Source organism: Endozoicomonas sp. 8E, assembly GCF_032883915.1.
Classification (GTDB): domain Bacteria; phylum Pseudomonadota; class Gammaproteobacteria; order Pseudomonadales; family Endozoicomonadaceae; genus Endozoicomonas_A.
In genome coordinates this window covers 4,401,900-4,416,157 of the sequence record NZ_CP120717.1, presented here as the reverse complement: position 1 = coordinate 4,416,157, position 14,258 = coordinate 4,401,900, and the positions used below count along the sequence as shown (strand labels likewise).

General features: G+C 50.1%; 13 protein-coding genes. 11 read left to right on the top strand and 2 right to left on the bottom strand.

Translation table 11 applies throughout. The features are described from left to right. Positions 1-24 precede the first annotated feature (24 nt). Entirely contained in the window at positions 25-870 is an 846-nt protein-coding gene (locus tag P6910_RS14400) for an MIP/aquaporin family protein (protein ID WP_317141979.1), read from the bottom strand. A gap of 427 nt (positions 871-1,297) precedes the next feature. Here P6910_RS14400 and fabD point away from each other — a divergent pair, with 427 nt between their 5' ends. The 8 genes from fabD (at position 1,298) to P6910_RS14360 (ending at position 8,765) form a co-directional block, all read left to right on the top strand. Further along, positions 1,298-2,230, top strand: a complete 933-nt coding sequence (gene fabD, locus P6910_RS14395) for an ACP S-malonyltransferase (protein WP_317141978.1) — start codon at positions 1,298-1,300, stop codon at positions 2,228-2,230. Positions 2,231-2,398: 168 nt separating this feature from the next. Beyond that, positions 2,399-3,145: a 3-oxoacyl-ACP reductase FabG gene (gene fabG, locus P6910_RS14390; protein ID WP_317141977.1), complete on the top strand. Its 747-nt coding sequence runs from the start codon at positions 2,399-2,401 to the stop codon at positions 3,143-3,145. Positions 3,146-3,318: 173 nt separating this feature from the next. Beyond that, positions 3,319-3,552 carry an acyl carrier protein gene (gene acpP, locus P6910_RS14385; protein WP_034842413.1) on the top strand — a complete coding sequence of 78 codons (234 nt, stop codon included), beginning with the start codon at positions 3,319-3,321 and terminating at the stop codon, positions 3,550-3,552. A 451-nt stretch (positions 3,553-4,003) separates the two neighbouring features. After that, entirely contained in the window at positions 4,004-5,257 is a 1,254-nt protein-coding gene (gene fabF / locus P6910_RS14380) for a beta-ketoacyl-ACP synthase II (RefSeq protein WP_317141976.1), read from the top strand. A 5-nt stretch (positions 5,258-5,262) separates the two neighbouring features. Then, the gene (gene pabC / locus P6910_RS14375) at positions 5,263-6,096 is read left to right on the top strand and encodes an aminodeoxychorismate lyase (RefSeq protein WP_317141975.1); all 834 of its coding nucleotides are present in this window, start codon (positions 5,263-5,265) and stop codon (positions 6,094-6,096) included. Next, entirely contained in the window at positions 6,089-7,135 is a 1,047-nt protein-coding gene (gene mltG / locus P6910_RS14370; RefSeq protein WP_317141974.1) for an endolytic transglycosylase MltG, read from the top strand. The genes pabC and mltG overlap by 8 nt, the downstream gene beginning before the upstream one ends. After that, entirely contained in the window at positions 7,135-7,776 is a 642-nt protein-coding gene (gene tmk / locus P6910_RS14365) for a dTMP kinase (protein ID WP_317141973.1), read from the top strand. The genes mltG and tmk overlap by 1 nt, the downstream gene beginning before the upstream one ends. Then, the gene (locus P6910_RS14360; protein ID WP_317141972.1) at positions 7,776-8,765 is read left to right on the top strand and encodes a DNA polymerase III subunit delta'; all 990 of its coding nucleotides are present in this window, start codon (positions 7,776-7,778) and stop codon (positions 8,763-8,765) included. The genes tmk and P6910_RS14360 overlap by 1 nt, the downstream gene beginning before the upstream one ends. Before the next feature lie 136 nt (positions 8,766-8,901). Here P6910_RS14360 and P6910_RS14355 read toward each other — a convergent pair whose 3' ends face one another. Then, on the bottom strand, positions 8,902-10,656 hold the full coding sequence (locus tag P6910_RS14355) for a hypothetical protein (RefSeq protein WP_317141971.1): 1,755 nt from the start codon (positions 10,654-10,656) through the stop codon (positions 8,902-8,904). Positions 10,657-11,119: 463 nt separating this feature from the next. Here P6910_RS14355 and P6910_RS14350 point away from each other — a divergent pair, with 463 nt between their 5' ends. From P6910_RS14350 to P6910_RS14340, 3 genes are all read left to right on the top strand, one after another. After that, a complete protein-coding gene (locus P6910_RS14350; protein WP_410493835.1) occupies positions 11,120-11,467 on the top strand; it encodes a PilZ domain-containing protein in 348 nt (115 codons plus the stop codon). A gap of 83 nt (positions 11,468-11,550) precedes the next feature. Next, positions 11,551-12,333, top strand: a complete 783-nt coding sequence (locus P6910_RS14345; RefSeq protein ID WP_317141970.1) for a TatD family hydrolase — start codon at positions 11,551-11,553, stop codon at positions 12,331-12,333. Between the two features lie 590 nt (positions 12,334-12,923). Further along, entirely contained in the window at positions 12,924-14,258 is a 1,335-nt protein-coding gene (locus P6910_RS14340) for a Na(+)-translocating NADH-quinone reductase subunit A (protein WP_317141969.1), read from the top strand.

Here is a 14,258-nt window from a genome sequence, read left to right as displayed (position 1 = left end):
CAGGCCGTCTTGGCCAGAAGGTTGTTATTTACCGGGGGCTGCTGCTTTGTTGTTTTTGCCAGGTTCTTCAGCTGGTGCTTTCTTCATCAGCGGTTCAATAATCCTCGTGAAACACAAAGCGGCCATGATTCCTCCGGTAATGGGGCCCAAAACATACACCGTCAAAAAGCCATAATGGTTATCGGGAAACGCCGCGCTTGCCCAGCCGGACATTGAGGCTAACAGACGAGGGGATAAATCTCTGGCCGGGTTCAGTCCTGCCTGGGTCAGTGGCGCAATAACTGAGATGATGGCGGCAACGGTTAAACCGATAAATAGCGGCGCCAGAGCCTGATCCGGTCGCCCCGTGTTGCAGGTTTCGGTAAGGGCGAGAATCATAAATACGAGGGTGAATGTGCCGGTACACTCGGCAAAAAAAGCATTGGTAGTGGAGACAGAGGCTGTTTCTCCGGCCATCGGGTTGGGGTAGTAATCACCAAAGATCATTGCACTGGCTATGGATGACTCGGAACCGCGGATAATGTCATGGGCTAATTCGTACTGCACGATTGAGCTGGAGAAGAGCAGGTAAAGCAGGGCAGCTGCCATAAATGCTCCGGCAAACTGAGCAATCAGATAGCAGGGTAGCAAGGTCAAAGGCATTCGACGACTGATCACCATAGCAATAGTCACTGCCGGATTGAGATGCGCGCAGGAAAGACGTCGGGTGGCGTAAATCGCCAGCATCACTGCCAGTCCCCAGACCATGGCCACCTGAAAGAGTCCGGCATGGGCAGAAAATAGCACCGTCACGGCCACGGAGCCGCAGCCGAATAAAACAAGGATAAACGTGCCTATAAACTCCCCGGCAAAGCCTTTTAGATAATTCATCTGAGTCTTTCTCCTGATGATTGTTGGTCATTCGGTGCGCAGGTGAGGAGATATACTATTTCTGAAGCAATTTACAGAATGTTATGATCTTGGTGATGAGTTGCCCCCGGGGTGTTATCGCCTCTCCCGGGTGCCTCGGCAGGTCTGCAGGAGGCAGGAGAAAAGTTAGTTCAAAGACTTGTTCCTCGCAAGCATTGCTTACCTCTGCCCGTTTGTTGGTTGAAGGCTATCCGCAATCATAGAAATTGAGCTTAATAAGTCATGGGTTAATTTCATTGCGTGCGTGGCTGTTTCAGAAGTAAACATAAATTTACCAACCTGAGGTTCGACTTTTTCTATAATTGCCAGAATTTTCAGGAAGAACTGAATCGCCGTGAAAGGCGTGCTTCTTTCAAAGATTGGCTATATCAGGACTAGACCCAAAGCAATGACGGATTTACTTGCATTTGTTTTTCCGGGGCAGGGATCCCAGTCGGTGGGCATGCTTGCCGACCATATCGGCGATCCTGTTGTCGTTCAAACATTCACTGAAGCTTCTGAAGTGCTCGGATTTGATTTGCTCAGGCTGATCAGTGAGGGGCCGGCAGAGGAACTCAACAAAACGGAGAATACCCAGCCAGCACTGCTCGCTGCCAGCGTAGCCTTGTGTCGTCTCTGGCTTGAGAAGGGCGGTGAGCAACCTGTTTTTATGGCGGGTCACAGTCTGGGTGAGTACTCGGCACTGGTCTGTTCGGAGGCAATGAAGTTTGCTGATGCCGTTCGGGTTGTTCGTCAGCGTGGTCTCTTTATGCAAGAGGCTGTTCCAACGGGTACGGGTGCCATGGCTGCCATCCTCGGGCTTGAAGATCAGCAAGTGATTTCACTCTGTCAGGAGGCTGCCCGGGGAGGAGTGGTAGAGGCGGTTAACTTTAATTCTCCCGGTCAGGTGGTTATTGCCGGTGAAAAAGAAGCGGTGGCCCGTGCAGTTGATCTGGCTAAGGAGGCGGGTGCCAGAAAGGCGATGCCTTTGCCAGTGAGCGTGCCTTCTCACTGCGCATTGATGAAGCCAGCGGCACAGAAGCTGGCTGTTGAGCTGGAGCTTGTTGAGTTGAGCCAACCTTCAATCGCTGTGATTCAGAATGTCACTGCAGCGCCTTGTTCAGAGCCGGAAAAAATGCGTGAAAACCTGGTCAGGCAGCTTTATAGTCCTGTTCGTTGGGTGGAGACGATTCAGTTTTTGAATGAAGCAGGAGTGGCCCGGTTTGTTGAGTGTGGTGCTGGCAAGGTGCTTGCGGGCCTTAATAAGCGGATCGTGCGCAGGTCACCTGTACTGACTCTTGAATCGGCATCCTCTTTCGATGATTTGCCAGGTCGGTCTTGATTGTCATTTTCAGGTGTGCGTTTTCCGGCTGTTTGTCAGGCTTGCGTTACATTCAAGTCTGCAGGGCTGACTGGTATGCACTTCTGTGACTGATAGCAATAAGCAAAAAAAATGCCTTTATTTTAGGCGGTTAGAAGTAGTTTCGCACTAGAACAACAGGATAGAACTATGTCGAACCTTGAAGGCAAGGTGGCTCTGGTTACCGGCGCCAGTCGCGGAATTGGCAAGGCCATTGCCTTTGATCTGGGCCAGCAGGGGGCTGTGGTGGTAGGTACCGCTACTTCCGGTCCGGGTGCTGCAAGAATCACTGAAATGCTGCAGGCTGAGGGAATAAAAGGCTGTGGTATGGTGTTGAATGTCTCTGAGACTGAAAGCTGTACTGAAGTGGTAAAAGCAGTGACATCCGAATTTGGTGCCCCGCAGATTCTGGTTAATAATGCTGGCATTACTCGTGACAATATCCTGATGAGAATGAAGGATGATGAGTGGGACGATGTCGTCAATACTAACCTGAGCTCCATATACAGAATGAGTAAGGCGGTATTGAGAGGCATGACCAAAGCCCGTTGGGGTCGTATTATCAACATCAGTTCCGTGGTAGGTTCCATGGGCAATCAGGGGCAAGCCAATTATGCGGCGGCCAAGGCCGGAATAGAAGGCTTCAGTCGCTCTCTGGCCAGAGAAATTGGCTCTCGCCAGATCTCTGTGAATACAGTAGCTCCAGGCTTTATTGATACCGATATGACCCGTGAGTTGTCGGAAGAGCAAAGAACCTTTTTGCAGTCCCAGGTGCCCATGGCCCGTCTTGGGCAGCCCGAAGAAATTTCCGGTGTGGTGGCTTTTCTGGCCAGTGACGCAGCAGGTTACATTACCGGAGAAACCATTCACGTGAATGGTGGGATGTACATGGGCTAGTCATTTACACTTGACTGGTGTCAAAGACCCCTCCGATAAAGATGAAATTTTCGGTAATATAACAGGCCTGTCCTTGAAATTACCGCAAGCGTTTATATATAGTAACTGACCGCAGATTGGGTGGCTTTGAATCGCCCTTCTGCACCCGAATATCCATAGGAGCACAACCAGGTATGAGTACCATTGAAGAGCGCGTCAAAAAGATCGTTTGCGAACAGCTTGGCGTAAAAGCAGAGGAAGTCACCAACAGTGCGTCATTCGTAGAGGACCTCGGCGCGGACTCTCTGGACACTGTTGAGCTGGTAATGGCTCTGGAAGAAGAGTTTGAAACTGAGATTCCGGACGAGGAAGCTGAAAAGATCACCACAGTTCAGGAAGCCATCGATTACGTTGTTGCTCATTCCTGATTCTGTCCGGGTTGCATACGAGTAAATGTATCCTAAAAAAGCCGTACGCAATAAAATGCGTGCGGCTTTTGTGTTTATACAGTGAGTAACCTGACTGGGATATAATACCAATCGAACTTTCTGACTCCCTGTTGCGCTGAAGATTTGAGCCTTAATCCGGCGTTGGCGATCGTCGCCATAGCTAAGGCTATGACTCCTCACGCCGTCTTGTCTTAAGGCTCAAATCTCCGTGCTCATCACGGAAGTTAGAAAGCACGACGGGTATAAGCTACTCACACAAACATAATGTCATCATTTTTACATAATCATTTAGCATGATTTTTTGTAAACCTGTGGCCTTACCTGGTTTATGACTCATGAAAGGGCTGAACTCGATGATTAATTGTCAGCGTCCCCAATGCCCGTGTATAAAAAAAGAAAGTCAGAAGATCTGATGCAGGAGTGAATTGTTTTGTCGCACAGAAGGGTAGTGGTAACAGGGCTTGGAGCTTTATCTCCAGTAGGTCTGGGTGTTGATCAGAGCTGGCAGTCGGTGTTGGCGGGTCGCAGTGGTATTCATACCATCGATCATCTGGATACTGAGAAATTCAGTGTCAGTATCTGTGGAACAGTAAAAGGCTTTCGAGCAGGTGACCACTTCAACCCTAAAGATGCCCGAAAAATGGATGTCTTTATTCAGTACGCACTGGCGGCTTCTGTTGAAGCGATGAAAGATGCAGGGCTTGATGGCAGTGATTTGCTGAAAGGCGATAATGTTGGTCGCTATGGTGTTGTCATTGGTTCCGGTATTGGTGGTATCACTTCTATTGAACAGAGCTATGATACGCTTCAGAAGTCTGGTCCTCGTCGTATATCTCCCTTCTTCATACCAGCGGCTATCATCAATATGGCGGCGGGCTGGTTGTCCATGCACTACAACCTGCAAGGACCTAATTTTTCCACCTCCACTGCCTGTGCAACGGGTAGTCATGCCCTTGCTCTGGCTGCCAGAACCATTGCCTACGGTGATGCTGACATCATGGTCGCAGGCGGTGCTGAGAAAGCCTCTTCAGCATTGGGGGTAGCTGGTTTCGCGGCGGCCAGAGCCCTGTCTACCAGGAATGACCAACCGGAAGCGGCCAGCCGCCCCTGGGATAAAGATCGCGATGGCTTTGTGCTGGGTGATGGTGCCGGTGTTATGGTTTTGGAAGAATACGAGCATGCTGTACGACGTGGAGCCACGATTTACGCTGAACTCAGTGGCGTAGGCATGAGTGGTGATGCTTATCACATGACATCACCACCTGAAGATGGTCGTGGAGCCGCCAGAGCCATGCAATCAGCATTGGATGACGCGGGCCTCAGGGCAGAACAGGTGGCCTATATTAATGCCCATGGTACCTCCACGCCTGCCGGTGATATCGCTGAAACCAGGGCAGTGCACACTGTTTTTGGTCAGGCTGCCAGGCGGGTTGCCGTCAGCTCCACCAAATCCATGACCGGTCATTTGTTGGGAGCGGCCGGTTCGTTGGAGGCCGTGTTTGCAGTGAAATCGCTGCAGGATAATATGGCACCTCCCACGATTAATCTGGAAAATCCGGGTGAAGGTTGTGATCTGGATTATGTACCCGGAAAAGCCAGACCCATTGAGATGGAGCATGTGCTCACCAACTCCTTTGGGTTCGGGGGTACTAATGTGACTCTGGCTTTCTCGAAACTGGGTTAAAAACTTTGGATAATCATCACCCTGTCAGCTGGGTCAATGGAGAGCCAGCTTCTGAAGTATTGGTCAGCGACAGAGGTCTGGCTTATGGAGATGGTCTTTTTGAAACCATCCGGGTTCGGGCCGGGGTCCCCACTCTTTTTGATCTTCATTGTAAAAGGCTCTGTTCCGGTGTTGTTGTGCTGGGCATTCCTTTTGATCTGGAAGCTTTTAAAAATGAAGTCAGAGATTTTCTGCAAAAGCGGAATCTGAAGGAAGGAGTGCTCAAAGCGATTGTGACCCGTGGTTCTGGCGGCCGTGGATACAACCCGGAGGGTTGTGATCGTCCCAGCCGGATTCTCTCCTTTCATCCATTGCCGGCCTATCCTGACGACCCCGCCATCAAAGGTGTCAGGTTGCATCGATGTAAAATCAGGCTCGGTGATAATGTCTTTGCAGGAATTAAACACCTTAATCGTCTTGAGAATGTCATGGCTCGTTCTGAATGGCAGGGTACCGAATGTCTGGAAGGTCTATTGCTGGGTATGGACGACAGGCTTATAGAGGGAACCATGAGCAATTTATTCCTGATATCGGGTAAAACCTTGAGGACGCCCGGTCTCGGCAAATCAGGTGTCAAAGGGGTTTGCAGGGATCTGATTCTGGAGCAGGCCTGTCAATGGGGCTTTCAAGCAGAGGTGGGGGATTATCACTTGCAGGATCTTGCAAAGGCCGATGAAGTATTCGTTTGTAACAGCGTCAATGGAGTCTGGCCGGTGATCGCCTGCGGACATTTACACTGGTCAGTAGGTAGTGTGACCCGGACAGTCAGAGACAAGGTTCAGGAAGTTTTGAATGCTTAAGAAGTTGTTATTTATTGTGGTGGGTCTCTGTCTTGCAGGGTTGCTGACAGCCATTGTATTTTGGGAGGCGTTGGGCTGGTACGGCGATCAACCTGTGATGGGGCCGGACGGTAATGATAACCTGGAGTTTATTATTTCCCAGGGCGAGTCCATGACTGCTGTAGCAGACAGTCTGGCTGAGTTGGGTTGGCTTCAACACCCGAAAATCTTTGTTCTGCTGGCCAGAATAGAGAAGGCTGCCGCCGGGATTCATGCCGGGGATTATCTGATTCCGGCCGGCATTAGTCACAGGGAGTTGCTGAAGATTTTTACTTCTGGCCAGGTGCGTTACTACAACGTGACACTGGTTGAAGGTCATACGCTGAAAGAGGTCGTGGCCGCCTTGAATCAACACGAAAAACTATCCTCACCCATGGATGACAAGGCGTTGCAATCACTCTTCAAAAGTCTGGCAATAGAATTGAACCCGGAAGGTCTGTTTTTTCCTGATACTTATTTCTTCCAGTCCGGTGCTACTGTTGAATCCATACTCAGGCGAGCATACAACCGGATGGATTCAGTACTCGCCGAAGAATGGGGAAGACGTGCTGAAGGACTCCCTTACAAAAATCCCTACGAGGCACTGATTATGGCTTCTCTGGTGGAAAAAGAGACGGGTGTCGCTTATGAGCGAGGTGAAATAGCAGGTGTTTTTGTCAGGCGCTTGCAAAAAGGTATGAGGCTGCAAACTGATCCCACTGTGATTTATGGTCTGGGTGATAGCTATAAAGGAAACATTAGTCGTCAAATGCTTCGCAGAGCCACTCCATACAACACTTATGTGATAAAAGGATTACCTCCGACGCCTATTGCCATAGCCGGTCGGGAAGCGATTCATGCTGCTTTGCATCCGAAAGATGGTAAAACACTCTATTTTGTCGCCAAGGGTGACGGTACTCACTATTTTTCGAAAACTCTGGCAGAGCATAATCGTGCTGTCAGAAAGTATCAGATTGAACAGCGTCGAGAGGATTACCGATCGACTGTGGAGACTCAATAATGGCTAATGCTCCCTCCGGTTTTTTCCTGACAATTGAAGGTGGCGAAGGTGCGGGTAAAACGACGGCGGTTGATTTCATCAAGAGCTGGATGACTGAGCATCAGCTGGCATTCAATGAAACCCGTGAGCCGGGCGGCACTCTGGTAGCTGAAGAGCTTCGCTCGCTGTTGCTGGGGCACCATGGCGAACCCTTATCTGATATGACTGAATTGTTGATGATGTTTGCTGCTCGCTCGCAAAATATTTTTCATAATATTTTGCCCGGGTTGGAAGCGGGAAAAATCGTACTCTGTGATCGCTTTACCGATGCCACCTATGCCTATCAGGGGGGCGGTCGTGGTCTGAATATGCAACCGGTTGAGATGTTGGAAAACCTGGTGCAGGGCACCCTGCGTCCGGATATGACCATTCTGCTGGATGTTGATCCTGAAACTGGTATGGCCAGAGCCAAAGGACGAGGCGGCAGGCTGGATCGGATTGAGCAGGAAAAAATGGACTTTTTTATCCGGGTTCGTACTGCCTACCTGGAAAGGGCAAAGCAGTCTCCGGGGCGGTTTGAAGTGATTGATGCCGGGCAGTCCCTTGAAAGTGTTCAACAACAGTTGCTGGAAGTGCTTGAGAGAAGACTGGGAGGTCGATAATGAAAGACTGGAGTATTTTTCCCTGGCAAAACGCTCAGTGGGAGCAGATGGTTCACTGTCAGCAGTCGGACAACCTGGCCCATGCCTATTTGTTGAGAGGCCTGCCAGGTACCGGAAAGCTCCAGTTTGCCAAAGCACTAGCGGCTTATCTGTTGTGTATGAATCCCCAGGCGACAGGGGCTTGTGGTCACTGCAAGGAGTGTGAGCTACTGAAGGCCGGCACGCATCCTGATTTTACACTGCTGGAGCCTGATGACCCCGGTCGACCTATTCGGATTGACAGTATTCGAAAGTTGAACGAGTTTGCCCATAAAACAGCTCAGCAGGGAGGGCGCAGGGTGATTATCCTGAGTCCGGCAGAGGCGATGAATGTCAATGCGGCCAATGCGCTGCTCAAGTGTCTCGAAGAGCCGGGAGAAGATACCATTTTCCTGCTGGTCAGTGCTCGCTCCGGCGATATGTTGCCCACCATTCGCAGTCGTTGCCAGCAATTAAAGTTTGCCACTCCCAAAAGAGCAGAAGCGGAGCAATGGTTAGCTTTGCAACTGGAAGACTCGAGTCTGGTACCGCAATTGTTGGACCTCACCGCTAACTCGCCTTTGGAGGCAAAACGATTTGCCGATCAGGGGCTCCTTGAAAAAAGAGAAGCCCTGGCTGATGGTATAAAAGGACTTTTCAAGGGAAAGCTAACCCCTGTTGAATTAGCAAAAAACTGGCAGTCAGCAGATTTGACTCTCACGATTAGCTGGATCATTGGTTGGCTCGATGATGCCGTTAAGCTGGGTTTAAACGGCGACCCTTCAGACCTTCGAAATCGCGACCAGTTGAAAATGCTCGAGTATCTGGCTCGTAAAAGTGATGCCAAAGTCCTTCTGCAAGAGAGGGAGTGGTTGATGTCGCAAAGACAGTCACTGCTCGAAGGGGGGAATCTTAACCCGCAGATGTTGATGGAAGGTGTCTTCTGTCGCTGTCTTGAGTGGGTGTTGTAAATGATGTCGAATGAATAATGTCAGTTTTTCATTAGACAGACTGCAAGGTCAGGATTAGCGCCCTCCTAACGCCCTCCTAACGCCCTCCTAAAAAGTGGCGGCAGGAAAATAAAAACGCATCGTCGCATCCGGGTAATCAGTCTGCTGCTGATTTTTGCACATCACGGGGACGCTTCTTCGTGGCGGCCTCCTCTTCACGCTCCTTGTTCAGAACAGTCACCAGCTGCTCAAGCTCGGCGTCATCCAACCACCTGGAGGAGTGATCACGTTCAAGGACTAACAGCTCAACGTTGCGAGCACTGGAGTCGGCAACCTCCAGTAGGCCCTTCAGGGCGAATTTAATCGTTTCATCGCGGCTCATGTCATCCTTGTATTCTTTCTCCATAAGCTCCAACACAGCCTTACTCTTCTGTCCGACAGAGCAGGCCTTCCAGCTAGCGCAGACACCGGCGGGCTCAGTCTGCCAGAGCTGAGGAGTGCCATCCATGTTGAATCCGCCAATGATACAGGCAACACCATAAGGGCGACAACCCGCAGAGTGAGTAGCTTTCTGCTGGATTTCAGCAATATGACGGGCTATGCAGTTGATATCCATGGCGTCCTCGTAGGACAAACGGAAACTCTGGCACTCCAGCTGAGCCTTCCGGATCAGAATACGGGCGTCAGCAGACAGACCAGCGAAGGCCAGGTGAACGTGCTCATCAAGCCTGACGATTTTACCGATAGTGTGGCTCTCCAGCAGCTGCAGCGACTTCTTTCTCGCAGCCAGGACGACGGTGTCAGCAGACTTTACTCCGACAACGCAGAGACCCAGACTGACAGCCTCTCCAGCATACTCCACTTGTAACAGACGACCGTCTCCAGAGAACATACGACCGTCTCCAGAGGGCGGATTGCCACCAGCAGCCTCAATTTTCTGCGGGTTGATTTGTTTTTGCCTTCCATCCCTCTCGGTAGAAGCTGTGTCGGGTTCCGGGGTGCGTTCTGAATGGCCAGGATGAAAAGGCTTCTTGCGAATGAAGCGGTTCCATTCATGCCAACCGCCTCCCGCTGGCAGCGATGGGCCGAAAATCTCTGGATACAATGACTCGAGAAAGTTCTGGCTGAACTGACTGAACCGCAAGCAGGCCTCAACCCTGCTGATGAATAACAGCTTGCCGTTGTGTTGGATGATATATGACGGTTGTCCATTACTGTCCTGAATATAAAAAGCGGTCCCGTGAGTGAATGCGAGAAATCTTAGTAGCGGGTCATCGGATAATGAGTCCAGTATCAGTTTATTAGCCCATCTGAAGACAGATCTGATACTGCCGGTATAACTCTGAACAGATTCAGCCGCAATGAGTTGCGGCCAGTTTTCCCCAGCAATATCGCCGACTCTCACCACGGCAGGAAGCTCAGAAGGCGCAAGAATCAGCGATTCTTCCTGATTAAGCCTTAGCCAGATTGCATCCTCAAATAAAACCGGAATACCGGATTCAGCATAACGGATTGACAGGGGCAAGGGGCTTCGAAGGAGACAGGTTAACGGGTTTTCTACTGCGTCAAGGTCTCTGTTATCAGAGCTATCAAAACCATTTCCTGCAGCCAGAGTGGCCTGTAATTTTATCTGACTGTATTGTGGAGAAACGACAGAAATCCTTGTATCAAAAGGGCATGAACGACCTCCGACATGCTGTGCAGGCTGCGGTGGCGTATTCAAGTCAGGCAGATGGTGTTTTGTTTCGGGGATATTCCGGTAAACAGTGGCAATCAGAGGCAAGAGCGAACTTAATGACATCTGCCCGGAGAGATTATTGACGGCCTCTGCTAGCTGTATCGTCGCCAGTTGCATCATAAAACAGGACGAAAGAAATCTGCAAACAGCAAGTGCGTAATATGTTTTTTTCATATCACTCTGGTATCCGTCATGCATTATCCCGGTCAGGAATAAATTGCTTCGTACCTGTGACCGAACATAAAAATTACTGTCGAAGGACTTTCCGCAATGCCGACCAGATGCTTTTCCGTCCGATCAGTTGTCCAGAGATGGGTGCGTTCAGCCCATAACGAATTCAATGCCAGATAGCAGGATAGACCATCGGACAGGGGGGTCATTAACGACTCATGACCATCACCTTCTCGATGGTAGTGTGTTGATGTCCTGTATCGGCAATACTCCTGCAAGCTTCCATGCCGTCACTGACGATGCCACAGGAACTATCGATCAGATGTTTTTGTGCACACAGTTCTGAGTTTTTGTTGCGAAAATAGTCTCTGTCAACTCAGCGTTGGACGGGTTACACTGACTGAAAGAGAAGCTCAAAATCCGTCTGTGCCATGAGAAAAAGAAGAATCATAACAACTGGAGAAGAATGATGAACCGTGCAAAGGGTGGTATGTCAGGCATTTTGTCTTTGACGATCAAAGACTCCTCTTCTCTCTATTCATCCTATATGCCTTTTATAACCGGTGGTGGATTGTTTATTCCGACCTCAAAGCGTTACTCACTGGGAGATGAGGTTTTTATTCGTCTGACTCTGATGGATGAAGCGGATAAATTACCTGTCCCCGGGAGAGTGGTCTGGATCACCCCCCAGGGCTCTGCCCGAATGGCCGGGATAGGTGTTCAGTTTACCGACGCGACAGACACGGTCAGAACTAAAATAGAAATGTATCTGGCGGGGGCGCTCAAGTCCGATCGCGAAACCAGTACCATGTAAGGCTCTGACCTCAAGCAGTCTTGTTGCCTGGGGTTTTATCTTCATAGATTATCTGAACAGTATTAAATTTTTTACGACTGAATATGTTGATTGATTCACATTGCCATCTCGACCGTCTCAAGCTCGACAGCTATAACGGTGACCTGGAAGCAGCGCTCAATGCAGCAAGACAGGCGGGTGTTGAAAGAATACTTTGCGTGGGGATTGATCTTGAGCATGCAGATGCTGTGGTTGGTCTGGCTGACAAATATCAGGATGTGTATGCCTCGGTTGGAATACACCCTCTCGAAAAAGAGGCTGCCGAGCCGGATCTGCAAACGCTGTTAAAGTACGCGGCACACCCAAAAGTGATTGCGCTGGGTGAGAGTGGTCTTGATTATTATTACTCGGCGGACAATAAAGAAAAGCAGCAGGAACGGTTCAGAATTCATTTACAGGCAGCTCAGCAGTCACAACTTCCAATGATTGTTCATACCAGAGACGCAAGGGAGGATACCCTTGAGTTGATTCGCCAGCATGGCGATCTGGAAAAAGCAGGTGTACTGCACTGCTTTACAGAGAGCTGGGAGATGGCGAAAGAGGCGATGGAACTGAACTACTTCATTTCTATTTCCGGCATCATAACCTTCAGGAATGCGGCTGAATTAAGAGAGGTTGTTAAGAAAGTGCCACTTGATCGGCTGCTGATAGAAACCGATTCCCCTTACCTGGCACCCGTTCCTCATCGAGGCAGACCCAATGAGCCTCGTTATTTGCCTGATGTCGCAAAATGTGTGGCAGAGTTAAAAGGTATCTCACCGGAAAAACTGGGGGAGGTCACTTCTGAAAACTTTTTCCGGCTGTTCTCCAAAGCTGCTTCCGGCTGAAGAGAGTGCTGGTTGTAAATGCAGACATCCAATCGACACTCCAGATTGTCCATAGCGATCAATGAGTGGATATTCACTGAGTCGATCTCCACTTTGAAGATAATGGTGACTTCTTTCTACATTAAGGGATTCCACGATCATTCGCCTATGGCATATCCAGAAGACTGTCTTTATAATTGCGCAACCATTTTTTTCTATGGTGAGCCGCTGCGGCCACATAACGATGAATTGATGTGCGATTGTACTCGAGTCACAGACAGAAGCCTTTCGGACTTATGCTTTCAGGCATGAGGCCGACACGCTTTTCGACAGCATGAGGCTTGGGGATGTTAACCGTCATTTTGCTTGGATCAGAATACTGACAAACAGGGGGCATTCCACCGGGGTGCGTTCTTCAGGGAGCCTGCAGGACGGACTCAGGTCTGACTGGCTCCCTGCTGTGTATCTGATTGAGGCAGATATCATAGCTTGAATTCTGACTTTCCGTTGGAAAGAAGCTGGGTATTCGGGGTTGTTCTGGTCAGTTGTCGGTTATCACCGGAGAGGCGGGTTTATTCCGGACCTGAAAATTGATTGATTAGGCGAAAGGTATGATCAAAATCAAACAGGGGCTGGATCTTCCGATTACAGGGGCGCCTGATCAAAGCATATCCGATGGCCGAGCAGTTCGCTCTGTCGCCGTGATTGGCTTTGATTATGTAGGTATGAAACCTACTATGGCCGTTGCTGTCGGGGATCGAGTTAAAAAAGGGCAAGAGCTCTTTACCGATAAGAAAACACCGGGTGTGCGCTACACTGCGCCTGCCGGTGGTGTGGTTGCTGCGATTAACCGTGGTGAAAAGCGGGTGCTTCAGTCCGTTGTCATTGATGTCGATGGTGACGATGAAGTCTCGTTTACTGAACACAAGCCAGAAGCACTGTCAGCCCTGACTGCTGATCAGGTAGAAGCTCAACTGAATGAATCCGGATTGTGGACTGCCCTTCGCACCCGACCCTTCAGCAAAGTGCCAGCTTTGGGTTCACGCCCGGTTTCCATTTTTGTTACTGCCATCGATACCAATCCTCTCTCAGCTGACCCTGAAGTCATCATCAGTGAACATGCTGAAGCGTTTGAGCAGGGCATCAACATCCTCGGCAAACTCAGCGGTGGCAAAATCTTCCTGTGTAAAGCTCCCGGTGCCCGTATTCCGGCCGGTATCGCTACTGCAGAAGAGTTTGACGGGCCTCATCCGGCTGGACAGCCCAGTACCCATATTCACTTTCTGGATCCGGTGAGTGCTGGAAAGACCGTTTGGCAGATTAACTACCAGGACGTCATTGCCGTAGGCAAACTGTTTACCACTGGTAAACTCTTTACTGATCGAGTTGTAGCTCTGGCAGGCCCTCAGGTTGAGAAGCCTCGTCTGGTGCGGACCCGTCTGGGTGCCAGTACTGATGAACTGGCTGCAGGTGAACTGAAACAGGGTGATAACCGTATTATCTCAGGTTCTGTGTTTGGTGGCCGTACTGCTAAAGGCTCTTTTGCATTCCTGGGTCGTTATCACACACAGGTTTCCGTTCTGGAAGAAGGCAATGAGCGTTTGTTCATGGGGTGGATAAACCCTACGGTGAACCGTTACTCAGTCCTGAACGTTCTGACTTCCGGTTTGAGCAGAAGCAAACTGTTCAACTTCACAACCACCACCAACGGTAGTGAACGTGCCATGGTACCAGTGGGACAGTATGAAAAAGTCATGCCTCTGGATATCCTGGCGACTCAATTGCTGCGTGCGATTGTGGTTGGCGATACGGAAATGGCCCAGAAACTGGGCGCCCTGGAACTGGAAGAAGACGATCTGGCACTGTGTACATACGTGTGTGCCGGCAAGTATGAATACGGTCCCATCCTGCGCGACAACCTGACCCGTATCGAGCTGGAGGGCTGA